Annotated in this window: 24 protein-coding genes; 5 read left to right on the top strand and 19 right to left on the bottom strand. The window is 60.3% G+C overall.

Annotated elements, in window-relative coordinates; genetic code table 11:
* Window positions 1-71 precede the first annotated feature (71 nt).
* The 5 genes from AC3WMT_RS26070 to AC3WMT_RS26050 all read right to left on the bottom strand — a co-directional run bounded on the left by AC3WMT_RS26070 (window position 72) and on the right by AC3WMT_RS26050 (window position 4,519).
* A complete protein-coding gene (locus tag AC3WMT_RS26070; protein ID WP_103306979.1) occupies window positions 72-836 on the bottom strand; it encodes an ABC transporter permease in 765 nt (254 codons plus the stop codon).
* Window positions 836-2,035 (bottom strand): ABC transporter substrate-binding protein, encoded by a 1,200-nt coding sequence (locus tag AC3WMT_RS26065; RefSeq protein ID WP_103306977.1) that lies wholly within the window; start codon window positions 2,033-2,035, stop codon window positions 836-838. Before AC3WMT_RS26065 ends, AC3WMT_RS26070 begins: the two co-directional genes overlap by 1 nt.
* Window positions 2,001-2,843, bottom strand: a complete 843-nt coding sequence (locus tag AC3WMT_RS26060; RefSeq protein ID WP_103306975.1) for an ABC transporter ATP-binding protein — start codon at window positions 2,841-2,843, stop codon at window positions 2,001-2,003. The genes AC3WMT_RS26065 and AC3WMT_RS26060 overlap by 35 nt, the downstream gene beginning before the upstream one ends.
* The gene (locus AC3WMT_RS26055) at window positions 2,840-3,910 is read right to left on the bottom strand and encodes an acyl-CoA dehydrogenase family protein (protein ID WP_103306974.1); all 1,071 of its coding nucleotides are present in this window, start codon (window positions 3,908-3,910) and stop codon (window positions 2,840-2,842) included. Before AC3WMT_RS26055 ends, AC3WMT_RS26060 begins: the two co-directional genes overlap by 4 nt.
* A 63-nt stretch (window positions 3,911-3,973) precedes the next feature.
* Window positions 3,974-4,519, bottom strand: coding sequence for a carboxymuconolactone decarboxylase family protein (locus tag AC3WMT_RS26050; protein ID WP_103306973.1), 546 nt, complete (start codon window positions 4,517-4,519; stop codon window positions 3,974-3,976).
* Window positions 4,520-4,622: 103 nt separating this feature from the next.
* On the opposite strand from AC3WMT_RS26050, the gene AC3WMT_RS26045 reads away from it, so the two are divergent.
* The 3 genes from AC3WMT_RS26045 (at window position 4,623) to AC3WMT_RS26035 (ending at window position 6,458) form a co-directional block, all read left to right on the top strand.
* Window positions 4,623-5,534, top strand: a complete 912-nt coding sequence (locus tag AC3WMT_RS26045) for an AraC family transcriptional regulator (protein ID WP_103306972.1) — start codon at window positions 4,623-4,625, stop codon at window positions 5,532-5,534.
* 118 nt (window positions 5,535-5,652) lie between these two features.
* The gene (locus tag AC3WMT_RS26040; protein WP_177431465.1) at window positions 5,653-5,814 is read left to right on the top strand and encodes a hypothetical protein; all 162 of its coding nucleotides are present in this window, start codon (window positions 5,653-5,655) and stop codon (window positions 5,812-5,814) included.
* A 53-nt stretch (window positions 5,815-5,867) separates the two neighbouring features.
* On the top strand, window positions 5,868-6,458 hold the full coding sequence (locus tag AC3WMT_RS26035; protein ID WP_177431466.1) for a helix-turn-helix domain-containing protein: 591 nt from the start codon (window positions 5,868-5,870) through the stop codon (window positions 6,456-6,458).
* Between the two features lie 199 nt (window positions 6,459-6,657).
* Here the strand turns inward: AC3WMT_RS26035 and AC3WMT_RS26030 are convergent, their stop codons facing one another.
* A complete protein-coding gene (locus tag AC3WMT_RS26030; RefSeq protein WP_177431464.1) occupies window positions 6,658-7,143 on the bottom strand; it encodes a hypothetical protein in 486 nt (161 codons plus the stop codon).
* Between the two features lie 391 nt (window positions 7,144-7,534).
* On the opposite strand from AC3WMT_RS26030, the gene AC3WMT_RS26025 reads away from it, so the two are divergent.
* Window positions 7,535-7,996, top strand: coding sequence for a DUF3574 domain-containing protein (locus AC3WMT_RS26025; RefSeq protein ID WP_103306970.1), 462 nt, complete (start codon window positions 7,535-7,537; stop codon window positions 7,994-7,996).
* Window positions 7,997-8,119: 123 nt separating this feature from the next.
* On the opposite strand, the gene AC3WMT_RS26020 is transcribed toward AC3WMT_RS26025, so the two are convergent.
* The 10 genes from AC3WMT_RS26020 to AC3WMT_RS25975 form a co-directional block, all read right to left on the bottom strand.
* The gene (locus tag AC3WMT_RS26020) at window positions 8,120-9,520 is read right to left on the bottom strand and encodes an APC family permease (protein WP_103306968.1); all 1,401 of its coding nucleotides are present in this window, start codon (window positions 9,518-9,520) and stop codon (window positions 8,120-8,122) included.
* The gene (locus AC3WMT_RS26015) at window positions 9,510-11,897 is read right to left on the bottom strand and encodes a TonB-dependent receptor plug domain-containing protein (RefSeq protein ID WP_103306967.1); all 2,388 of its coding nucleotides are present in this window, start codon (window positions 11,895-11,897) and stop codon (window positions 9,510-9,512) included. Before AC3WMT_RS26015 ends, AC3WMT_RS26020 begins: the two co-directional genes overlap by 11 nt.
* Window positions 11,898-12,327: 430 nt before the next feature.
* Window positions 12,328-12,993 carry a sulfite oxidase-like oxidoreductase gene (locus AC3WMT_RS26010; RefSeq protein WP_103306996.1) on the bottom strand — a complete coding sequence of 222 codons (666 nt, stop codon included), beginning with the start codon at window positions 12,991-12,993 and terminating at the stop codon, window positions 12,328-12,330.
* A 147-nt stretch (window positions 12,994-13,140) separates the two neighbouring features.
* The gene (locus AC3WMT_RS26005; protein WP_103306966.1) at window positions 13,141-14,196 is read right to left on the bottom strand and encodes a substrate-binding domain-containing protein; all 1,056 of its coding nucleotides are present in this window, start codon (window positions 14,194-14,196) and stop codon (window positions 13,141-13,143) included.
* A 24-nt stretch (window positions 14,197-14,220) separates the two neighbouring features.
* On the bottom strand, window positions 14,221-15,246 hold the full coding sequence (locus AC3WMT_RS26000; RefSeq protein WP_103306965.1) for an ABC transporter permease: 1,026 nt from the start codon (window positions 15,244-15,246) through the stop codon (window positions 14,221-14,223).
* Window positions 15,239-16,795: a sugar ABC transporter ATP-binding protein gene (locus AC3WMT_RS25995; RefSeq protein ID WP_103306964.1), complete on the bottom strand. Its 1,557-nt coding sequence runs from the start codon at window positions 16,793-16,795 to the stop codon at window positions 15,239-15,241. The genes AC3WMT_RS26000 and AC3WMT_RS25995 overlap by 8 nt, the downstream gene beginning before the upstream one ends.
* Before the next feature lie 8 nt (window positions 16,796-16,803).
* Entirely contained in the window at window positions 16,804-17,475 is a 672-nt protein-coding gene (locus AC3WMT_RS25990) for a methionine ABC transporter permease (protein WP_103306963.1), read from the bottom strand.
* Window positions 17,472-18,272, bottom strand: a complete 801-nt coding sequence (locus AC3WMT_RS25985) for a methionine ABC transporter ATP-binding protein (RefSeq protein WP_103306962.1) — start codon at window positions 18,270-18,272, stop codon at window positions 17,472-17,474. The genes AC3WMT_RS25990 and AC3WMT_RS25985 overlap by 4 nt, the downstream gene beginning before the upstream one ends.
* Window positions 18,269-19,078 carry a MetQ/NlpA family ABC transporter substrate-binding protein gene (locus AC3WMT_RS25980; protein WP_103306961.1) on the bottom strand — a complete coding sequence of 270 codons (810 nt, stop codon included), beginning with the start codon at window positions 19,076-19,078 and terminating at the stop codon, window positions 18,269-18,271. The genes AC3WMT_RS25985 and AC3WMT_RS25980 overlap by 4 nt, the downstream gene beginning before the upstream one ends.
* A 27-nt stretch (window positions 19,079-19,105) precedes the next feature.
* Window positions 19,106-20,152, bottom strand: coding sequence for an isopenicillin N synthase family dioxygenase (locus AC3WMT_RS25975; RefSeq protein WP_103306960.1), 1,047 nt, complete (start codon window positions 20,150-20,152; stop codon window positions 19,106-19,108).
* 722 nt (window positions 20,153-20,874) lie between these two features.
* Here AC3WMT_RS25975 and AC3WMT_RS25970 point away from each other — a divergent pair.
* The gene (locus tag AC3WMT_RS25970; RefSeq protein ID WP_103306959.1) at window positions 20,875-22,419 is read left to right on the top strand and encodes a methyltransferase regulatory domain-containing protein; all 1,545 of its coding nucleotides are present in this window, start codon (window positions 20,875-20,877) and stop codon (window positions 22,417-22,419) included.
* Window positions 22,420-22,464: 45 nt separating this feature from the next.
* On the opposite strand, the gene AC3WMT_RS25965 is transcribed toward AC3WMT_RS25970, so the two are convergent.
* The 3 genes from AC3WMT_RS25965 to AC3WMT_RS25955 all read right to left on the bottom strand — a co-directional run bounded on the left by AC3WMT_RS25965 (window position 22,465) and on the right by AC3WMT_RS25955 (window position 23,805).
* Window positions 22,465-22,734 carry a hypothetical protein gene (locus AC3WMT_RS25965; protein ID WP_146041289.1) on the bottom strand — a complete coding sequence of 90 codons (270 nt, stop codon included), beginning with the start codon at window positions 22,732-22,734 and terminating at the stop codon, window positions 22,465-22,467.
* Window positions 22,735-22,745: 11 nt separating this feature from the next.
* Entirely contained in the window at window positions 22,746-23,396 is a 651-nt protein-coding gene (locus AC3WMT_RS25960) for a DUF3885 domain-containing protein (RefSeq protein ID WP_103306957.1), read from the bottom strand.
* Between the two features lie 121 nt (window positions 23,397-23,517).
* Window positions 23,518-23,805, bottom strand: coding sequence for a hypothetical protein (locus AC3WMT_RS25955; protein WP_103306956.1), 288 nt, complete (start codon window positions 23,803-23,805; stop codon window positions 23,518-23,520).
* Window positions 23,806-24,012: the final 207 nt, after the last annotated feature.

Here is a 24,012-nt window from a genome sequence, read left to right as displayed (position 1 = left end):
CATGCCCCACCACCAATCCTGCAGGACCTGTTACACGTGCGCGATTTCCTGCTCAACGCCTTCCACTGACCTCAGGCCGGCGCCCAGCGCCGATGCAGCCAGCGCGCCAACGTATCAAGGGCAAAACCCAGCACACCGATCAGCAGCACCATCGCCATCAACTCCGAGTACGCCAGGCGATCACGCGTATCGAGAATGAAATAGCCCAGCCCCGCGCTGACCCCGAGCATTTCGCACGGCACCAGGACGATCCACAGGATGCCGATAGACAGCCGCACGCCGGTCAGCACATGGCCAAGCACACCGGGCAGAATCACTTTGCGCAGCGTTTCCCAGCGCGTCGCGCTGAGGCTGCGGCTCAGTTGCAGCCAGCGCGGATCGAGTTGGCGTACGCCGGCGACGGTGTTGAGCAGGATCGGCCACACCGCGGCGAAGGTCAGCAGAAAGTAGATCGGCTGATCACCGACGCCCATCAGCATCACCACCACCGGCATCCACGACAGCGGCGAAATCATCCGCAGAAACTGAAACGCTGGCGTGGTCGCTGCTTCCAGATGGCGGTAACTGCCGATCATCAGGCCCAACGGCACGCCGATCAGCAACGCCAGTAGCAGGCCGACCAGAATCCGTTTCAGACTGACCAGCACATGCTCGTACAACTCCGGACGCAACAGCAGTTCGCCGAGGCTTGCGAGCGTTGCCTCGGGGGAAAAGCGCTGCGCCAGACTGTCGCTGCCGCCGAACACGTGCACGCCCAGCCACCACAGCAGCAACAGGCACAACAGCCCGGCCACGCCCAGCACACCGTGGAGTGTCGATGAAGTTTGCGTGCGCATCAGAGGCTGAACTCCTCGCTGCGTTCGAAGCTGTCCGGCAGGCCGAAGGTCTGCATGCCGCCGACAGCGGCGATGGCATTGCGCACGAAACGGTCGTCGACCAGATCGCGCGCGGTGTGCTGCGGATCGAGGTTGGCGAGGAAGCCCTTGTCGCCTTCGATCAGGGTGTCCTTGAGGCGTTTGACCAGTTCTTCGGTGTAGCTGGGGAACGGGTACGGCTGGAAGTCGATGCGCTGCTCGTCCCAATGGCTGTGCTGGATCGCGCCGCTGGCCAGGTATTGTTCGCGGTCGCTGACGGCGGGCGACAGCACCCGGTCGAGCACCGGTTGCGCGTGCGGCGTGTAGCGGTTGCTGCCGTCCTTGGACAGCAGTTTGGCGGCCTCGGCGCGGTTGTCGCGGGTCCACACCTGCGCCTTGACGATGGCGTTGACGACTTTTTGCGACCACTCGGGGCGGTTGTTCAGATCCTGCTCGTGCATGAACACCACGCAGCAGGCGTGGTTGCGCCAGACGTCGCCGGTAAAGCGTTGCACGCGGCCGACCTTGAGGTCTTCGGCCAAGGCGTTGAAGGGCTCGGCGACGATGTAACCGGCAATGCGTTTGGTCGCCAGCGCGGGCGGCATGTCCGACGGTGGCAACACCAGCAGATTGACTTCGTTTGGCGCCAGCGCAGCACTGGCGGACTTGCTCACCGGCACGAGTCCGTTGTCGCGAAACAGCTGCTGCACCACCACGTTATGAATCGAATACCAGAACGGAATCGCCACCGATTGCCCGCCCAATTGCTTGACCTCGGTGATGCCCGGCGCCACGGTCAGGCCGGAACCGCCGACGTGGTTCCAGGCGACAACCTTGGCCGGGACTTTGCTTCCGTAACGCGCCCACACGGTCATCGGCGACAGCAAGTGAATCACGTTGACCTGCCCGGAAATGAACGCCTCGATCACCTGTGCCCAACTGCGCAGGAGCACCGGGCGCTCGGCCTGAATGCCCTCGGCCTCGAACAGACCATTGTTGTGCGCGACCAGTAACGGCGTGGCGTCGGTGATCGGCAAATAACCGATGCGCACCGGGGCATTTGGCTCGGACGCGGCGCGAGCGTTCAGGCTGTTGAGCAGCGGCAACGCGCCGCCAGCGGTCAGCAGCGCGCTGAGTTTGAGGAAGTCACGACGTGTGTGAGTGAAGTCGTCCAGGCACATGGTCAATCTCCGACGTTGCGGGCAAAGGATGGGTGTGAGGATTGCGGCTCGCCCGCCGAAGGGTTTTGAGGATGTCGATGCGCAGCGCGCCCAGTTCTTCAACCAACTCGGCGCGTGGCTGCGGCAGGTCGATGCGCCACTCGCCGAGGATGTGCGCCGGGCTGTCACCCAGTAGCAGAATCCGCTCGGAGAGCAGCAGGGCTTCGTCGATGTCGTGGGTGATCAACACGGCAGCCGTTTGATGGTCAGCGATCAATTGCAGCAGCAGTTGTTGCATGTCGGCACGGGTGATTTCGTCGAGAGCACCGAAGGGTTCGTCGAGCAACAGCACTTGCGGCTGACGCGCCAGACAACGGGCCAGCGCGGTGCGCTGGGCCATGCCGCCGGAGAGTTGCGCGGGATGTTGCTGACGAGCGTGTTCGAGGCCGACGGCGGCAATCGCATGATCGATGCGCGCCTTGCGTTGCTCCGCGCTCAAGTGCGGTTGGCGGGCGAAGTCGAGGCCGAACGCGACGTTCTTTTCCAGCGTCAGCCACGGCAACAGACTCGGGTCCTGAAACGCCACCGCGACTCGCGGATGTGCGCCGGTCAACGGTTCGCCGAGCAGGCTCACGCGGCCCTGCTGCGGTTGTTGCAAACCAGCCAGTACGCGCAAAAGGCTGGATTTGCCGACGCCGCTCGGGCCTAGAATCGTCACCACCTCACCGGGCTGCAATTGCAGGTCGAAGTGTTCCAGCACGGTGTGCCAGCCCTGCTCCCGTGGGTAGCCGAGGCTGATGCCTTGCGCGTGCAGCAGCGGCGCACTCATGCCGCCGCTTCCCGTTTTTGTCGCTGCAGTTCGGCGCGCAATTGCACCAGGCTCGGCGTGACAATCGGCACGAATGCCGATTCGCGCCAGCGCCGGGCAAAACCACTGCCGTGTTCGGTGAGATAGGCCTTGCCACCGCTGGCCTGCAATTCCAGTTGCACGGCGTTCGCGGCGGCTTCGGCCAGGGCGATACGGATCTGGAACAAGGCTGCCGGTTGCGTCAGGAAACGCCCGTCGTGCAGGCCTTTTTTCAGCACATCGACGCTGTGCGCCAACTGCTCGCGTTGCTCCTGCAACGGTTCCAGCAAGATCGAGCGGCCGTCCTGCAAATGCCCTTCGACTTCCGCCAGCGCACGTCGCGCCAGACCGATGGCCATACCGCATTGCAAACCGAGAAAGGCTGGCCGCACCGCCGGCAGAAACTTGCGTGCGTCGTCATGCAGCAGCCATTCACGACCGACCGCCACTTGGGAAAAATCGATCGCGGCGGTGTTGCTCGATTGCAGGCCCATCAGTTGCAGATCAGCAGAACGTTGTACGCCGGTCGCGTCATCCGGGATCGCCAGCACGAACGGCGAACCGCCCTCCCCGTGCTCGATGGCGGCGGCCACGACAAAACCGCTTTTGCGCAGATTGGTCACCCAGTGCAGGCGCCCGTGCAATGTCCAGCCATCGGTCTCGGTGGCGGCACGCACTGACAGCGCTTCGATGCCTGAGAGGAATTTCATTGCGTTGGACAAACCCGTGGCGCCGGCCAGTTCGCCGCTGAGCAGCGACGGCAGGAGTTTTTCTCTTAACGCGACGTTGGGACTTTGCAGCAGGTACTCGATGAAGGCGCGCTGGCCCCAGAACACAAACGCAGCCGCCAGCGAATGGCTGGCGACGGCGGCCAGCACTTCCACGGCGTCGGCCACATGGCCGCCACTGCCCCCCAACTCGGGGCTGATACCGACGCGCAATACCTCGGCCTGCGCCAGTTGCGTGAGCACGTGTTGCGGGTCACCGTCGCCTGCATCCAATGCCTGGGCGTTGTTGTCCAGCCATTGCATCAATGCCGGATTGAGCATGTCGTTTCTCCTTTTACGCAGCAGCCTCAACCATAGACGACGCTGCCTGAATCGATGGGCCGATTACGCCCGATACGCCGCCAGCTCAGGGTTGAGCGGCGTATCGGCGAACACGTTGGCGAAGTTGCACAGGGTCGCCAGACTCACGCCAAGAATCACTTCCAGCGCGTTGCCTTCGGTGTAACCCGCAGCCTTGAAAGCGATATAGGTCTGGTCGCTGACCTTGCCGCGAGTCGCAATGACTTCGCGGGCAAACGCCGCCAGGGTTTCGAGTTTTTCCACCGGCACGGTGGCTTTCTCGCGCAGTGCACTGACCACTTCCGCCGGCAGTTTTGCCTTATTCAGCGCGACGGCGGTATGACCTGCGACACAGAAATCGCAACCGTGATTGGTTGCAGCTATCAGTTGCACCACTTCGCGCTCGGCGAGACTGAGTTCGGCTTTGCCATTGAGCGCCGATACCGTAACGTACGTCTCCAGCGCGGCCGGGGCGTTGGCCAGCACCGCCAGCAGATTGGGGATGAATCCAGAGTTCTTCTGCGCGTTTTCGAGGAATGGCCGGGCTGCTTCGGGTGCGCTTTGCAGGGTGTGTAGAGTGACGCGTGACATGGTGAGGACTCCTGCTGATGAGTGTCCGGCCAGTCTGTTGGTTATAAAAATTCCGATCCATATTCAAAAGTAGCGATTACTTGCTCCTGAGTATTTCCATTAGATGATTTCGTCCAGCCCACTGGTTGATTGGTTATTAGAAAGCCTCGAACTCGATGCGAATCTGTTTCACGTCGGCCGCTATTGCGGTGGCTGGCATGCCAGCACTCATGGCCTGGCGCGGGCCAGCTTTCATCTGGTCGTGCAGGGGCATTGCTGGTTGCATATCGCCGGGCATGAACCGGCGCTGCGGCTGAATGCCGGGGATGCAGTGTTCCTGTTGCGCGATCTCGATTATCGCCTGTCCAGCGCTGAAGACTCGCGGCTGGCGCAGACGCTGCCGCGCATGGCGATGACCGCGCTGGATCGTGCGGCCGAGGATGGTGTGGGCCTGGTCTGCGGCTTCTTTCATTTCAAGTCCGGGTTGTCGTCGCTGATCATTGAGGGTTTGCCGGACTGGATCATTCTGCGCGCCGGAGATCCTTCCTCTAGCGCGGCCCGAGCCTTGTTCGAATTGATTCTGGAGGAATGCGAACGCTTGCCAGCGCCCTCCTCGACGCTGCTTGAACGCTTGAGCCATCTGCTGTTTCTTTATGTCCTGCGCCAGCAGATGGCTGACAACCAGCACCTCGGGGGATTAGTCGCACTGGCGCGTAATACGCAATTTGCGCCGCTGCTCGATCAGTTGATCGAACAGCCGCAGTTGCCGTGGTCGCTGGAAAGCATGGCGGCGTGCATCGGCGTTTCGCGCTCGGCGTTCTTCAAACGCTTCAATGAACTGGCCGGGCAGTCGCCGGGGCAAGTGTTGCTGGCCCTGCGCATGCGCCACGCTTGCCAGTTATTGCGGGCCAATCACACGGTCGAGCAGGTGTGTGCTGCGGTCGGCTATCAATCGATTGCGGCGTTTACCCGGGCATTTGCCAAGTCGGTGGGCGTGCAACCGGGGGCTTATCGCAAGCAGCATGAGGGGGCCTGACGGGCTGCCCTCACAAAGAACCAAAACGAATTAACAAATACAAAATCAGTATTTATCGTTATAAAAATATTGGCGTACGCTCACTTTCATCCCGTCATTGATCACAGTGAAGTGCGCCATGAATCCAACTGCCAACCTGATCGACTTCGCCGCTTACCGTAAACGCCGCCAGGCCCAGAAGCTTGCGCGGGCGATGTGGGAAATGTATGCGCGCAATGCCGGTTATCAGGCGTTTCAGTGGGTGCAGGCTGCGCATTCCAACGAGCCGCGCCAAGCGTGAACGCCCGTGACCCCTCGCGCTTTCTGGCGAGCGCGGATGAGCCTGTGCTGGACCTGAAAAACCTCGAATCACTGGAAGAAGACCCGATCTGCGAACGGGTCGCACAGAATCTGCAGCGTCTGCGCAGCAAGCGTCATTTGTCGCTGGATGGTCTGGCGCGCCAATGCGGTGTGAGCCGGGCGATGTTGGCGCAGATCGAGTCCGGGCGCAGCGTGCCGTCGATCAAGGTGCTGTGCAAAATCGCCAAGGGTCTGAAGGTGTCGGTGGCAGCGTTTCTCGAGCACCGAGCGTTTGAAGGTGTGGCACTGTTGTCGGCGAGCCAGAGCAAACGGCTGGTCAGTGCCAGCGGTGCGTTTGTCAGTCGGGCCTTGTTTCCGTTCGACGTGGCGCGTCAGTCCGAGTTTTACGAATTGCGCCTGAGCCCGCTGGGTGAAGACCAATCCGAGGGCCACGGCCCGGGCGTGCAGGAAAACCTGGTGGTGGCTCAAGGCGTGCTGGAGATCAGCGTCAACGACGAGCGCTACCTGCTCTCGACCGGCGACTCGATCCTGTTCTACGCCGACCAGCCCCACCGCTACCGCAACCCGGCCGACAGCGAAGCCGTCGCCTACCTGGTCGTCACCTACCCCGAACGCCTCGACTGATCCTTACCTCTCTTTGCTTTAACACAATCCCCTGTGGGAGCTGGCTTGCCAGCGATGACGTCGGCACATCCAGCATTTAAATCGACTGATCCACCGCTATCGCTGGCAAGCCAGCTCCCACAGAGGTTTGCAGTGGTCTGTGGAATGCAAAAGCCCCCGGGCCTTGAGGCCTCGGGGGCTTTTTTTATGCTGCCCGGGATCAGCAGGTGCAGCACATCATCGGCATGCCGTTGCAGCTCATCATCATTGGCATGCTGCAGTCGTTCATCATTTTCATCATCAGGGTGCAGCAGTTCTTCATCATGTCCATGTTCATGCCCGCCATCGGCATGATCTTGCACATCATGCAATCGGCCATCATGGTGCATTCCATCACGCACTTCATCGATGGCATCGGCATGCCCATCATCGGCATTGGCATCATCATGTTCATCATCGGCATGGCCATGGCTGCCTGGGACATGCACATCATGGTCATGTTGCCGCAGTGCATCATCATCGGCATCATTTCGCCGCTGTTCTTGAACATGGCCATGTCCATGCCAGCGGCCGGCATCATCTTGCACATCATGCCGTCGTCCATCATTTCGCAGGTCATGGTCGCCATCATCATCGGCATGCCCATCATCGGCATCATTGGCATGTTGGCGTTCATCGGCATTTGCATCTGCATGGCGTTCATCATGGTGAAGCTCCCTGAGGATTTAAGAACTGGATGAGAAGTTGATGGGGGCCGATTCTAAGGACTGACGATTCCTGAACAAGATGCCCATCAAACAGCAAAAACGGCTGTTCAAACGCCTCAAGCGCAGCGTTCCATGCGTCTTGAGGCGCTGGAACAGCAGAGTAGGCGCGATAGCAGAAATATCAAATGCACGCGCTTCGTTTTACAAGCTATGGATATTCGAAGCAGCACTATTTAAATAACCGAAAGAAATTATTGATCTAACCGCTTCGTATTAATTTCAACGCATCGCATATTCCATTAATAGCGTCCCACGCGACTTTTTAATCTTTTATCGCTATTAACCTGCCGCCTTATAATTGCCGACTACTGTCAACAATAAGGAAGTTCCATGCCTCAACGTCTTTTACTGGCGGCACTGTTTGTGGCGGTCGCAGGGTGTGCCAGCCCTCCTCCGGTTTCCGTGCATACCAAAGATCCCGCCAGCTCGACCTTGCAGGGGGACGCAACGCGCCCGGCGCAGGCGCAATGGACGCGGACCGAGTTGTACTTTTCGGTGGGCTCGCTGGATGGCAAGGACGGTGCGGTCAGCCCGGCGCGCTGGCGCGAGTTTCTGGATAAGGAAGTGACGCCGAGGTTTCCCGACGGATTCACGGTGTTCGATGCGTATGGGCAGTGGAAGGATCACGGGGCGAAAGAGCCTGAGCGGCTGAGCACCAAGGTGATTGTGGTGTTGCATGAAAACAGTGCGAAGAATGAGGGGAGTATTGAGGCGATTCGCCTGGCGTATAAGCGAATTACCGGGGATCTTTCTGTGTTGCGGCTTTCGCAGCTGGCGGCGGTGTCTTTTTAAGCGCCGTTTTTTAAGAGCCCCTCACCCTAGCCCTCTCCCGCAGGGAGAGGGGACTGATTGGGGGATATTTGAGAAGTACAGCGACTTGAGCGCTTTTCGCTGAATCCATAATCGACCCGTTTTTCAGGTTGATGTATCCCGCAAGACTCTGCGGTCGGCCCCCTTTTCCTCTGGGAGAGGATCAGGGTATGGCGTCAGGCGGCTCAACACGGCTAAAAACACTGCGCCAATCAGCAACACCCCAATCCCCAAAAAAGCTCCCCAGCCCACCACCGTCACGCTCGAATACAGCATGTACAGACACAAGCCGAAAAACAGCAGCGGCAACAGTGGATACAGCGGCACTTTCACCGGCCGTGGCACCTGAGGAAACCGCCGGCGCAGAATGATCAGCGCCACACTGCTCAAGCTCAAAAACAACCAGTACACCGGCGTCAGGTACTCGACCATGGTGTTGAACCCGCTCTGGGTAAAGCTGCCAAACAGCACCAACAGCAACGCCACAGCACCTTCCGCGAGCAGCGCTTTGCGCGGTACGCCGTGGCGATCATCCCAGCTTCCGAAGCTGCGTAACTGCGGCACATCGCGAGCAGCGGAGTAAGTGGTGCGGGCGCCGACCAGCAGGGTCGAATTGATGGTCGCGATTGCGGCGATGCCGACCATCAGCAAAATCAACATCACCCCGGGTGCACCGAATGCGCGGTTCAACAGCTCGACCGCCGGCGCATTGCTCGCCGCCAGCCCGGCGAATCCCAGGCCCCGGACAAATGCCCAGTTGAGCGCCAGATAAATCACCATCAACACGGTCAATGCGCCCAGCATGGCGATGAAAATCCCGCGCCGACCGTCACGCACTTCTGCCGACAATGTCGCGGCATCACTCCAGCCACCGAACGCCAGGAAAACAAAAATCATCGCCGCCGAAAAACCGGCCATACCGGTGTTTTCCGCTACTGCCGACACACTTGGTGCGGGTGGTTCGATACCTTGCCAGGCGAGAAAAACACCCGCACTGGCAATGCTCAAAAAACCCAACGCCAACAGTCCCACAAGCAATGTCTGGGTAAGGAAGCCAATGTGCTTGCCGATGAGATTGAGCAGCACCAACGCAGCAATCACCACGCCGGCAAACAGCCCCGAGCCGTACTGCCCAAGCGGCACCACGGCGTTGACGTAATCGGCAAACATGAACGCCGACAACGCAATCCACCCGGTGTGCATCACCGAAAACCGCGACCAGGCAAACAGAAATCCCATGCGCTCGCCGTAAGCCGTGCGCAGAAAATGGTAGTCGCCACCCGGATGCGGAAACGCCGTGGCCATCTCGGCAAAACACAGCGCACCGATCATCGACGCCACGCCGCCGAGCACCCAAACCAGGTAGAAGTGCTCAGGCCCGACGTTGAGTGCCACGGTCGGCGCGGTTTTCAGGATGTCGGTGGTGATCACCATACCCAGCGTGATCAACAGCGCCTGAAACACCGGCAGATGCCGACCCGGCCCCTGCCCCGACTCAGAAGCCATAAGTGGCGCGGGCGTAGTAGTAAGCGCCGTTGGTGCCGATCGGCGAGAGCACGTCGTAAGGCAGGTTACCGCCATAGTTGATCGCCGAACCGGAGCGTTCCGGGTAGTTGTCGGTGAGGTTGTTGCCGCCCACGGCGAGGTTGAATTTCGGCGTGAATTTATAAGTCACCTCTGCATCCAGCTGCCAGACCGCGCCGTAAGTCTGTTCCGGTTGCGAGTCGCCGAAATCGAACACTCGGGTGGTCTCGCCTTGGCGGGTCAAGCGGCCGAGCAGGCCCCAGTGTTCACTCGCCCAGTTCGCGGAAAAGATGAAACGGTCCTTCGGTGCGGCGTCGGTCAGGGTGTTGGTCTCCTCGACGCCGACCAGTGCGTCGTTGCCGATCCCCAGTGCAGTCAGCTGCGAAGGCGTGCCTTTGGTGCTGGTGACTTTGGTGTGGTTGTAGGTGTACGCGGTGGTCAGGCCCAGTTGCCCCTCGTAGAACGGCTGATGGTAATTGAGCACCAGTTCGGCGCCGTGGGTGCTGGTGTCGGCGGCGTTGGTGAAGAAGTTGACGTCGTGCACGCCAGCCACGCCGTAGTTGTCGTTGATGAAGGTTTCCAGGGCGTCGCTGCCAATGCGTTGCGACAGAGTGATGCGGTCCTTGACGTCGATACGGAACACATCCAGCGATGCGTCAAAGCGCTCGTTCAACTGGAAGGTCAGGCCGAGGCTGAAGTTTTTCGAGGTTTCCGGATCGAGTTTTTCGGCGCCGAGTGCACGGGCGATCGGGTCGTTGACCGAGAGCACACGAATGTCGGTGAGCGTGCCGCCGTCGCCGAAGTTGCTGGTGGTGTTCTGAAAGCCGCTCTGTGCCAGCGACGGTGCGCGGAAGTTATTCGACACCGCGCCGCGCAGTGCCCATTGCTCGGTCAGTTTGTAGCGGCCGCTGAGTTTGCCGGTGAGCTTGCTGCCGGCATCATCGTAATGCTCCCAGCGAGTGGCCGCGTCGACGAAGAAGTTATCCGTGAGATCGCCGGACAATTCGGCGTAGCTGCCGAACACGTTGCGGTCCAGATCCGACTCTTCACTCGGCCGCAGGCCGTTGGCGCCGTCGGCTCCGGAGCCGATGTAAGAAGCTTCGTCACCGGCGTAGGTCAGGTAGTTTTCGTAGCGGTATTCGCCGCCGACGGCGAGGACAAACGAACGGCCGCCGAGGCGCAATTCACGGCTGAAATCGAGATTGCTGGTGGTCTGGCGCAACTCGTAATCGCCGGTATCGAATTTCGTCGGCGAATCTTCGCCAAGGCTGACGTTAAGGGTGCGCCGGGTCGATGATTCGAAGCGGTTGCGGCCATGGGTGACGCTGCTGTCGAAGTCCCAGTCGTCGCCGATCATGCCTTTGAAACCGGCGGTGGCGGAGACGTCCTTGTTGTCGCCCAATGACTGCGGCAAATAACCGTTGGGGTAGAACTGCGGTTGTTCGTACGGGTAGCGATAGAACTCCGCACCCGTGGTGTGGCGCTGGTTGTAGGTACCGAAGCTGTAGGCCTTGCCGCCGGCCAGCGGCAGTTCGCTGTTGAACCAGAGGTTGACGTCGCGGGCGAGGCCGTCACCCATCACGTAGTTGCGCTGGCCCGGTGTATCGGCGAAACCGTCGAAGCCTGCGCGGTTGGTCGGGTTGCGATCCTTGTACTCGGTACCGCCCCGGATGAAGCCGCCCTCCTCGCCGAGACGCGTACCGATCTTGGCGGTGGTCACACTGTTCTGGCCGTCGGTGGTGGTCTTGTCGATGGCGTCCTGATGGGTGTGATAAGCGCCGTAACTGGTGGAGACTTCGCCGCCCTCGGGGGCGTCGTCGAGGATGATGTTGATCACCCCGGCGATTGCGTCGGAGCCGTATTGCGCACCGGCGCCGTCACGCAGCACTTCGATGCGTTTGATCGCGCTGATGGGGATCGAGTTGAAATCCACCGGCGCGGTGCCGCGACCGATTTTCGACGAATCGTTGACCACTGCCGACGTATGGCGACGCTTGCCATTGACCAGCACCAGCACCTGATCCGGGCTCATGCCGCGCAATTGTGCGGCGCGGATATGGTCGGCGCCGCCGGAGTTGGACTGGCGCGGCAGGCTGAAGGACGGCAGCAATGTCTGCAACGCCGCGCCCAATTCACCGTCAGCGGCGCCGGCGGTTTTCAGGTCTTCGGCGGTCAACACATCCACGGGAACCGGCGAGTCGAGCACGGTGCGAGAGGTGCCGCGTGTGCCGGTGACCAAAACGGTGCCGAGGCGGGATTCGCTTTCAGCGCTGGTGGACGTGTCTTCGGCCCGTGCAGGCAGTTGCCAGATTGCACTGACAACAGCGGCGGCCAGTAATGAACGGGAACGGTAATGCATATAACAGCTCCTTGAATCGCAGTTAATACCCGGTCGTCACCGACAAAAGAAAGTCGGCAATCAATGCACGGCAATGTCTGCTGTAGTTTTAGAAATCAGGAAGGCAGCGAAGGCTGTTGAAACGTTAAGTATCGGTAAGGCGCAGTATCCCCAGAGTGAATGTTTTCCCCTTGAAGCCCGATGCTAGACGAGGGGAAGACTTTCGCAAAAGAACCAATAACACTTAGGTTAGATCGCTATAAAGGAGTGTTCTTAGTTCGGCACAAGTGTTGCTGAGCCAACACTTCAAGCAACTAACAAACAACTAACAAACCTGTAAACACAGTCCCTGTGGGAGCTGGCTTGCCAGCGATGGCGGTGTGTCAGGCAACGCAGATAGTGACTGCACTGGCCTCATCGCTGGCAAGCCAGCTCCCACAGGGTAAGTGTCTTAGTCGAAGTCTTTTTCCAGCCAGGCATCTTCGGCGATATCCAGCGCTGCGGCGCTGAAGCGCTGTTCGGCAAACGGATCTGCATGCAGGTGAAAGCCGTTTCTCTCCCAGAACCCCGGTTGCTCCTGATCGACAAATTCCAGCCCGCGCAGCCACTTTGCGCTCTTCCAGAAATACCGCCCCGCGACCACCAGGCGCAGTGGCCAGCCATGTTGCGCGGTTAACGGTTGGCCTGCGTAGTGAGTCGCCAGCAGGGTGTGCGGATGCAGCAAGTCATCAAGCCGCAGGTTGGTCTGGTAATCGTGATCGGCGTGGGCCATAACGAAATTCGTTTGCGGCTGGATATCGAAAGCTTGCAACAGATCCTGCAGGTGCACCCCGCTCCACTGCGTATCGAATTTCGACCAGCGCGTGACGCAGTGGATGTCGCATTGCAGTTGGCGTTGCGGCAGCGCTTGCAGGTCGGTGTAGCGCAGCTCGACAGGATTTGTGAGCGAGCCGAACAGGCGCAACGACCAGTTCGCCAGATCATATTCCGGCACCGCGCCTTCGTGCAGGATCGGGAAGCGCTCGGTCAGCACCTGACCCGCAGGCAACCGCCCGCCGAATGCAGGATCTGCTTTCGGAGAGCGGCTTTTGCGTAATCGCGCAGCTTTGTTGTGCATGTTCACCCCAACCTCATGACTTGGAACCTCAACCTGTGGGAGCTGGCTTGCCAGCGATGGCGGTGCGTCAGTCAACCGAATACCGAATGAATGGGCCTCATCGCTGGCAAGCCAGCTCCCACAGGGTTGATGGTTGTATTTGAGGTTTCAGTTCGGAACGGGTATCCAATCCGTCCGCGCCACATTGGCGGTATCGCCAAACGCCGGGAGCTTCTGCGCCAGGTCGCGTACGTTTTTCACGTCCAGATCGAGCAGTTGCTGGCGGGTAATCAACGTCGGCGGCACCAGCACCTGGTGCCCCGGATTCTCCCCGGCAATCAACATCGCCAGACTGCGCACACTGATCGCCCCGGCCACTTGCGGATTGACCGCCGCCGTCGCCGCCCAGGCGCTGTCCGGCTCTTTCATGATCTGGATATCGGCGGTGGAAATATCGGCGCTGTAGATCTTCACCTTGCTCGCCAGCCCCGCCTCGTCGACGGCGATTTTCGCGCCTTTGGCGAACTCGTCGAACGGCGCAAATATCACGCTGATCCCCGGATTCGCCCGCAGCACGGCGCTGGCCTGATCCGCCACCGAGTTGGCAATCGGTGGATTCAACGTGCCGAAACGCGCCTTCTCGACGATCCCCGGACTGGCTTTTTTCACCTGACTCCAGATCTCGTCGCGCCGCTCCATCGGCGTAAAGCCGCTGATGTAGACGTACCCGGCATCGAACTTGGTGCCGTTATCCTTCACCGCTTGATCCAATGCCAAACGCGCCAGCGCATGGTGATCCTGCTCGACCTGAGTCACCTGCGGCGAATTCAGATCGACATCGAACGCGACAACCTTGATGCCCTTGGCGATGGCCCGGTCAATCGGCGCCTTGAGCGTTTCCGCCAGACCAAGCTGCACGATGATCCCGTCGACACCCAGATCAATCGCCTGATCGATCATCTCGCCCTGACTCGCCGCCTGCTGCCGTGCATCGAATACGCGCAGATTGGCGCCAAGCGCTTCGGTCTGTTGCTCCACACCGCGCAGATAAGCCTCGGGGAAATCCCCGGAAAACAGATAACCGACCAACGCGATCTGCACCTGGCCCTTGTCGAACGGTGCCGGTGCGCCGGGCAAGGCCTTGGCCTGCGCGCTAAACGCCAGTGCCGAGAACACGGCACCAGCGAGGCAGTGACGGGCGAATTGTTTGATTGAACCGTGCATACAACTTCCTTGACTGAAAGCGGCTCAACGCGCCCGATGCGCGAGGCCGAACGTGAACATCAGGGCCAGTACCAGCACCAGTCCCTTGACGAAATCCTGCGCGTAATACGGCGCGTTGAGCATGGTCAGACCGTTGAGCAACGAAGCCACCAGCAGCGCGCCGACCAGGGTGCCGAAGGCGTTGGGCTTCTTCGCCCCAAGGACGGCAAAACCGATCAGCGCCGCGCCGAGCGCGTCGAGCACCAGACCGTTGCCCGAGCTGACATCACCGCGCCCCAGCCGCGCCGCGAGCAGCAATCCACCCAGCGAGGCCAGCAATGCCGAGAGCACGTAGGCCAGCAGTTTGAAGCGCTGCACCGGCGCCCCGGCCAGGCGCGCGGCCTGCTCGTTGCCACCAATGGCATAGAACAAACGGCCAATGCGCGTGCGCTCCAGAAACAACCAGACCGCCAGCGCCACCAGCGCTGTGATCAGCACCGGAACCGGCACCACGTCCCACAGTCGCCCACGGCCCAGCGCCAGAAACGCCGCACTGAAAGTGCCTTCGGTTTCAACGCCATTGGGCAAGGTCATGCCCACCGCAATCGAACGTCCGCCAGTTGGAATCAGTTGCACACCGATCACCAGAAACATGCTGCCCAGCGTCGCCAGAATGTCCGGCACCCGCAGCTTGACGATCAGCCAGCCGTTGAGCAGCCCGACCAGCGCGCCGCCCGCAAGACTGATCAGCACCGCCGGCACTGCGCCCCAGCCGAGCACGACCATCACGTAACTGGCGATCATCAGGCTCATCGCCGCCACCGCGCCGATGGACAGATCGAGGCCGCCGACAGCCATGGTCAGGGTCACGCCCAGCGCGAGCAGCGCCACAATCGACACCGATTGCAAAATGCTGAACAGGTTGCCGACGCGCAGAAACGCCGGCTCGGCAAAACTGAAAAACACCACGATCAGCGCCAGCAGCCACAACAGGCCATAGCGAATCAATGCTTGCAGCAGGCGCTCGGCAGGTGCCGGTACGCTCGATATCAGTGAACTCGAATCAGGCACTCGCTCTGCTCCTTGGCGTGGCTTGAAGGGAAGAAAAATCATCATCGCTGCCGGCCAGCGCGGCGACCAGCGTGGCGCGCTCGAGACCGGCACGCGGGTATTCGGCGACCACCGCGTGATCGCGCACCAGCAAAATCCGGTCGGCGATTTCCAGGGCCTCATCGACATCGGCGCAAATCACCAGTGTCGCGCGGCCCTTGGCGCTGTCGCGTAGCAGTTGGCCGATCTCGCGGCGCGCACGCACGTCGACACCTTGAAACGGCTCATCGAGGATCAGCACCCGCCCGTCCCCGAGCAGCCAGCGGCCGAGCACGACTTTCTGCTGATTGCCGCCAGACAACGCGCTCATCGGCACATCGATACCGGCGGTCTTGATCCCCAGCGCCGCCACTTGCGCCTCGACTGCCGCCGCTTCAGCGCGATTGCGGATAAAGCCGCCTCGAGTGAAGCGTTCGAGAAACGGCAAGGTCAGCGTGCGACGCAGGGAAAAATCCGGTACCAGCGATTGACTGGCGCGATCCTCGGCGGCGAAGAAAACCCCACTGCGAATCGCCTCACGGGGTGAGCCCGGCAGCCAGCCAACCCCGTCGAGTTGTGCGCTGCCGGCCAACGCTTTACGCAGCCCGAACAGCACCTCGGCGATCTCGCTTTTGCCGGCGCCGAGTAACCCGGTCAGCACCACCACTTCGTTTTCGTGCAGGGTCAGGTCGAAGGCTTGCGAGCGCGGCAGGACTTTCATCGCGTTCACTTCAAGCACCACGCGCCCCGCCGCTCGCGGGGTATAGACATGGGCGGCCAGCGCCTGCCCGAGCATGGCTTGCACTGCTTCGGGCAATTGCTGCGCGGTGAATTCCCCGGCCAGTCGCCCGTCGCGCAGGACGATGGCGCGATCCGCCACCCGTTGCAGATCCGACAACCGATGCGAGATGTACAGAATCGCCACGCCACGGCTGCGCAAGGTGTCGATCAAACCGAACAAGCGCTGCGCTTCCGCATCGGACAGCGCCGCCGTCGGCTCATCGAGAATCAGCAAACGCGGCTGCAAGGCCAACGCCCGGGCCAACACCACCAATTGCCGTTCGGCCTGGCCCAGATGTTCGATCGGTTGCTCCAGCGGCAACGTCAATCCGAGCCCGGCGGCAATGCTCGCCGCACGCTCGAGCAGACGTTTGCGATTAAGCCAGAAGTCCGCGTCGGGCCGGCACAGTTCATCGAGCAGCAGGTTCTCGGCCACGCTCAAACCCGGCGCAATGCCTTCGTTGATCTGCTGATGCACGGCGACAATCCCGACCCTTCGCGCCGACAGCGGCGAGTTGAAATGCCGCGGCTGCCCCTCCACCAGAATCTCGCCGCCGTCAGCGGTCTGACTGCCGGCAAGAATCTTCACCAACGTCGATTTGCCCGCGCCATTGGCCCCGAGCAACGCCACCACTTCGGCGGGATGAATCTCCAGGCTGACCCGGTCCAGCGCGCGGTTTGATCCGAATAGCTTGCTTACTTCACGTACACGAATCAGCGGCGTGGACGCCACAGAAACAGGCGCACTCATAAATGTCCTTAACGTCGATGTGCCAGCGCACGCACCAGTCGATCGCCCAGGCTTTGCACGCCTTGAACGAGAATGACCAGCACCACCACGGTGGCGACCATCACTTCATTGTTGAACCGTTGATAGCCGTAGCGGATCGCCAGATCGCCGAGCCCGCCGCCACCAATCACCCCCGCCATCGAGGAAAAACCGATGAGCATCACCAGCGTCAGGGTGATCCCCGCCAGCAACGCCGGCAGCGCTTCGGGCAACAGCACTTTGCAAATCACATGACGAATATCGCCGCCCATGGCGAGGATCGCTTCGATGCGGCCTTTGTCGACTTCGTCCAGGGCGTTTTCGACGATGCGGGCGAAGAACGGAAAGGCGCCAATGGTGATCGGTACCACAGCGGCGGTGCTGCCCAGCGTCGTGCCGACCACCAGCCGGGTCAGCGGAATCAAAGCAATCAGCATCACCACGAACGGCAGTGAGCGCCCGAGATTGACCAGGCCACTCAACGCCGCATTGAAGCGCGGCATTGGCAGCAGACCGGTGCGCCGACTGATGAACAGCAACACCCCCAACGGCAGCCCGATCAGCAGTGTGAACAACCCGGCGAGGAGGACCATGTACAGGGTTTCGCCAGTGGCGTTCAGCACCAGTTGCAGGATTTCATCCCAATTGATCGAGCGGTTCATGAGTGCGCCGCCCGTACGCCGTATTGCTTGAGAAAGCTCAGCGCGGGCGCGTCATGGCCCAGCGGCAGTCCGCAGGTCGGACGCAACGAGCTGCCGAGATGCGAGTGTGGGTCGGCGAGCAGTCGCGGCACTGGTCCGGACTCGACCAGACGCCCGTTGGCCATGAACGCGGCGTGATCGCAGATCGACTTGACCACGTCCAGCTCGTGGGTGATCAACACGATGGTCAGGCCCAGTTGCCGGTTGATGTCGCGCAACAGTTCAAGAATCGATGCGGTGGTTTCCGGATCGAGGGCGCTGGTGGCTTCGTCCGACAGCAGATAGGCCGGCCGCGCCGCCAGCGCGCGGGCGATGCCGACGCGCTGTTTTTGGCCGCCAGACAATTGCGATGGAAACGCCTCGGCCTTGTCGCTCAAACCGACCAGATCGAGCAATTCACGAACTCGTTCATGACGTTGCGGTTTGGCGACCTTGGCGATCTCCAGCGGCACAGCGATGTTGTCGAAGACATTACGCGAGTGCAGCAGATTGAAGCCTTGGAAAATCATGCCGATGCGCTGGCGTTGCTGGCGTAGGTCGCGGTCGGACAGCGTCGTCAGATCGACACCGTCCAGCAGAATGCGCCCGTTATCCGGGCGTTCGAGCAGATTGAGGCAGCGCAGCAGCGTCGATTTACCCGCGCCGCTGCGCCCGAGAATACCGTAGACCGCACCGTCGGGAATGCTCAGCGACAACTGATCCAGCGCAGGTGCCGACGCCGACAGGTAAGTCTTGCTCAACTGCTCGACGACGATCATGGTTTGCCGCCCGCCACCGGGATCACCGAACCGGCGAAGTTATCGGTGATGTACTTGGCCACTTGCTGCGAGGTCAGATCCTTGGCCAGTTGCGCGATGCGTGGATCGTTCTGCAATTTCGGCGTGGTCACCAGAATGTTGGCGTAAGGGTTGTGCTCAGCCTTCTCCAGGCCCAGCGCATCCTTGGCCGGCACCAGACCGGCGTCGAGCGCGTAGTTGCCGTTGATCACCGCCAGATCGACATCATCCAGCGAACGCGGAATCTGTGGCGATTCGATCTCAAGGATCTTCAGCTGTTTGGGGTTTTCGGCGATGTCCTTGGGCGTCGCTTGAGCGGTTGCAGGGTCGTTGAATCCGGGCTTGAGTCTGATCAGGCCGTTGTCCTGCAACAGGTACAGCGCGCGGCTCAGATTGGTGACGTTGTTGGGCACGGCGACGGTGCCTTTTGCCGGCACGTCGGCGAAGCTTTTGTGCCGGTGCGAGTAAATGCCCAAGGGCTCGATATGCACCGTGGCCGCCACCGCTAGTTTCTCGCCGAGGGCTTGCTCCTGGGATTTCAGGTATGGCAGATGCTGGAAGTAATTGGCATCGACATCGCCATGCACCAGCAGCTCGTTGGAGTTCACGCCGTTGGGGATTTCGATGACTTTCAGGTTCAGCTGCGGATCGATTTTTTGCACGTAGGCCAGAATCTGCGCGTGGGGCACCGGGTCGGCGGCGACACGCAATGGTTCCAGCGCCTGAGCGCCGAACGAGGTCACCAGTGCGCCGAGGACGGCCAGGGTCAAACCTGCTTTTTTCAACATGTTTTGTGTCCTTGAGCGAATGATGATTCAGGCGGTTTTGCGAACCGGCGCTTGCGGCAATAGCGCATCGGCATAAAAGCGCTGCGCGACATCGGGATGCGAGCGCAAACGCCCCTTGAGGTAGTTCCAGCCGACATCGCGAAATAGAGGATTGAGCGGGTCACTGGCCGGCCCGCGTGCCTCGCGCAGCAACGCGGTCGGCAAGTGATACAGCGGCACCGTGGCGTCAAGTTGCGCGCCGAGGAAGAAGGCGATGGACAGGCGCTCGCTGCCCGGCGGCGGCGAAACCACCCGGTGCACCGTGGCACGCAGATAGCCGTTTGTGGCCAGTTCCAGCAGTTCGCCGATGTTCACCACCAACGTATTTTCGCGAGGCAGCGCATCGATCCAGCGCCCTTCTTCGATCTCCACTTGCAGACCCGCCTGTTCGTCTTGCAACAGGAAGCTGAGGAAACCCGAATCCTTGTGCGCGCCGACGCCCTGATTGCTCGCATCGACCGGCTGACCGGGATAGCGCATCAGTTTGATGTGTTCATTGGGTTTGTCGCCGTACAGCTGATCAAACGCATCCGAGCGCAGCGACAGGGCCTGGGCGAAGGCTTGCAACAGACGCAGGGACATGCGCGTCATGGCTTGCTGCCAATCGAGCAGCAACGGTTTCAGTTCGGGCAGTGACTCTGGCCATTGATTCGGGCCTTGAAGGCGCGCCCAGAACGGGCTGTCGGGTTGCAACGGCAAGGCTTCGCGTTCGGCGCCGATATCGAACTGTTCGCGCTGATCTGGCTTGCCCCGGGTGATTTCGGAAGCGGCGCGGTTGTAACCACGAAAATGCGCAGAGTTGATCATGCCGACGGCGGTTTTTTCACTGTCGGGCAAGGCGAAGAATTGCCGGGCGAGGTCCTGCACTTGCTTGAGCAAAGCGCCGTCGATGCCATGGCCGGTCAGGTAAAAAAAACCGACGTCGCGAGCGGCGTGGCGCAGGTTTTCCAGAAACTCATAACGCTGTTGTGCTGTGCCTTCGAACTGTGAAAGGTCGAGCGTCGGTAATGCGGTGATGTCGAGGGTATGCGGCATGATTCACTCCCGTGTGAACCAAACCAGAAGAGCCTTTGATCGATTCAGCGTGCGCCGTCATGGCAATCGGGGGTCTATCGGTTTGATGCTCTGATTCGTTGATGAATCAAAACTAAACGATATATAAAACGCCGGACAAATATCTTTTTTGCATTAGCTTAGGTCGGATTTCTTTTGGTTTTTTGGTGTTTTGTCAGCCTTGTGGAGTGTCAGGTAGATCGCTGCCCCCTCACCCCAGCCCTCTCCCCCAAGGGGGCGAGGGGAAAGGGAGCCGATCTCTATTGGTTTCAAAAGTCAGGCTCGACTCGACTGTTCAGGTCGGCGTAGCTCGCAAGGTCAACTCGATCAGTCCCCTCTCTCCCAAGGGGCCGAGGGGGAAAGGGAGCTGATCTTCATCGCTTGCGAAACCGCGGTCGACGCGATGTTGCAGCTTGGTGCACTTCGCTATACCAACCCGATCAGTCCCCTCTCCCTCGGGAGAGGGCTAGGGTGAGGGGCGCAGGCGGCGCGGTATCAAGCTTGCTGCACGCTCGAGTGGCAAAACGGGCAATTGGACCTGAGTTTGGCGGGCTGTGATCGAACACTTTCAAGATCTTCAGACGTGTGCGGCAGAAAACCTGAAACGAAAAGACATACTCACCGGCATATTGTCCTTGTGGCACGTCACCGCTACCCCTTATAAGAGCAACTTTTTCAGCCTCGAAACAAAAGGATACGAAAGCATGAGCGACGCATGGAACGAAGGGTATTTCACCGACGAAGGCTACACCTACAGCTACAGCCGGGAAATCAATCCTGTCTTCCAGCGCTACTGCTTGTTGTTGCGCGGCTTTGCCACTCTGGAATCCACGCAGGCCTATCACTGCGAGTTGGGCTTTGGCCAAGGCGTTTCGATCAATATCCATGCCGCAGCCAACCCGGGTTCCTGGGTCGGCACCGATTTCACACCCTCACAGGCCGCCCACGCCAGCACCCTCGCCAGCGACTGGAACAGCGACGCGCGACTGTATGACGACAGTTTCGAGCAACTGCTGGCCCGCGATGATCTGCCGCAATTCGACAGCATCAGCCTGCATGGCATCTGGACCTGGGTCAGTCGCGACAACCAGAAACTGATCGTCGAGTTTGCCCGTCGCCATCTCAAACCTGGCGGGATGCTGTACGTCAGCTACAACTGCTTCCCCGGCTGGTCGCCTGCGGCGCCGCTGCGCAATCTGTTCAGCCTGCACGACCGCTTTTCCAAGTCTGCTTCTGCAGGCCCCGATCAACGGATTGATGCTGCCCTGCAATTTTCCGAAGCACTGCTGGCCGCCAACCCCAACTACGCCAGCAGCGTGCCGAACCTCGACGCAAAACTGCAGAGCATCAAAGGGCAGAATCGTCAGTACATCGCCCATGAGTATTTCAATCGCAGCTGGGACTGCATGTATTTCACCGACGTCGTCGATGCCATGGCCCCGGCCAAACTCGACTATGTCACCACCGCCGTGCCGCTGGACTCGGTCGACCCGCTCAACCTCAGGGCCGATGGCATGGACTTCCTGGAAGGGATCGAGCATCCGATCATGCGTGAGCAGGCGCGCGACTATTTCGTCAATCAGAGTTTCCGTCGTGATCTCTACGTACGCGGCGCTACCCGGCTGTCCGCTGCCGAACAGCGCCAAGGCTTGTTCAACACTCGTTTCATCTTGCTGCAAGCCGCAGAAAGCGTCCCTCAACATGTCCGCGGCCCTGCGGGCGAAGCCTCGCTGCAGAGCGAAATCTACGGCCCGGTACTGCTAGCGCTGGCAGCCAACGACTACGCACCGAAAACCTTGCGCCAGTTGGCTGCTGCGGCATCTGCGCTGCCTTATGACGACGTATTGCAGGCCCTCAACGTGTTGATCGGTATGAGTGCCGTGGCACCGTGCCAAAGCGTGGCGGCGGAAAACCAGGTGCGGGCGCGATGCAACGATCTCAACTTGCTGCTCTGTTCGCGCTCGTTGTTGAGCGACAAGATCCAGGTGCTGGCCAGCCCGGTCACCGGCGGCGGCGTCACCGTCAGCCGCTTCGAGCAACTCTTCCTCATTTCGATCAAGCAAGGTCAAACGCACCCGGCAGAATGGGCGCAACTGGCGTGGGCGATCGTCGGCGAACAAGGCGAAGTCCTCGTCAAGGATGGCAAGCCGCTGATGACCGCCGAAGAAAACATCGCTGAGTTCACTGCGCGTGCTCACGTGTTTGCCGAGAAATCACTGGTGATTCTCAAGGCGTTGGGTATTGCTTGATTCGGTGACAAGACGGGTGACGCTCGCTCGCCGTCACCCGGCTTGTTACCGCGAGCGTCTATTGCCTTCGGCTTTTAGCCACTCACAGGCGACAAAGCCGTGCCCGCACAGGTCGCAGTAAAAACCCTCGACCAGTTGCTCAAGGGGCGGGGCTTTCAGGCGCTCGGGCTTGCACTCATCGACGGCGAGTTGATCGAGGCGTTGATAGCCTGCTTTCTCCTCACCGTTGAAGCGTTTTGCGGGGCTGGCTGCACCGATCAGAATGGCTTTAGGCCTCACCTGTTCGGCGGATTTACAGCGAAGACAGGCTTGCATGGTCTTATCGGTCATGACATTTGATTACTCGAAACGACAGCAGCGCCCGCAAATGCGCTATCCATTGCAGCCCGGTCGTAATCCAGCAGCCAGGCATTGTGCCGGTGATAAAGATCACTTAGCAGCGCCTTGTTGGGCCCGACAACATCCATCCCTCGATCGTCGTAAGGGAAAACCATGACGCGATCTGTCAGATTGAAGAGGTACACGGCGCAGTGCAGTGTGGGCTCAATCGCGCCAAAATCTCTGGCCAATGCACACCAGAGAAAAGTCTGCAGTTGGGCCGCAGGCACCGTGAAAGCGATGTTGAGCCAATACTCGGGCTGGTTTTCGTCGAACCAATCCTCTGAATCAATCGGCTCATCCCAAAGCGAGCGCGTTGCAGGTATGTCAATGCCCAGTGTTCGTAGCGTTTGCAACGAAGGCCGATGGGCGAACCGGTTGCTCCCGGAGTGAGTTCGCAAACAAACAACGAGTTCGGAGTGACCGGTGAACACATCACCACAGACGGCCTCTGCCTTGCGCAGGGCCATTAGAAACCTTTCAATCATCCCGCCCGATTCAGCGAGTCCGAAACGCAATCCCTGCGCAACGGAATAAAACAGCGGTCGCGCAAAGGCCTTGCCTGAAAAAATTCGCTCTATTTCATGCTGCAGATTCAATGGGGCTCTTCCTGATGGCTCATGCACCCGGGCCTGACTGACCCGTTTCTGCCGTAACCCTGTATCGGCGCCTCCCCAACCAACTCAAGCCGCTCTGGAAAACCACATTGCTCGTCCCCAGTCATTTGCACTTGGCCAACACCACCTGACACGTACCCGGCGTACCTCCGGAGCGTCCGGCATACCGCATGCAGTTGGCCATGGATTTTTGCCGGGCCACGTTCAAGCTGGAACCCCAGGCGAGACCACCCTCCCCGACCGTCGGCAGCGCTTTTGCGTAGCAACTGTCGCCGACGCCCGAGGGTGGATAGTGTTTGCGGTTTGAACAGCCAGAGGTCAGCGTCAGGCTGATGGCGATCAGGGTCGGCAGGAGCCATAGCGAGCGTCGGCCTGGTGGTGTTCCGATCATCGCAGTTCTCCGTTCAACGCAAGAGGGTTGTGACGTACTGAGTCTAGCCGGTATGAGCGGCGCTCACCCTGCTACCGTTGGTCGGAAAACGGCCCGCACCTGTCAGATCTGACAGGTGCGCTTTTCCTAAATCCCACGTTCAATCACTCCGTCACCTTCCCGACCGGAGTTCGCGCCCATGTCCGCCAACGATCTGCCCGAAAACAG

Source organism: Pseudomonas sp. FW305-7, from assembly GCF_058786735.1.
The sequence above is the reverse complement of the archived record's forward strand: the minus strand, read 5'-3'. Positions and strand labels throughout refer to the sequence as shown.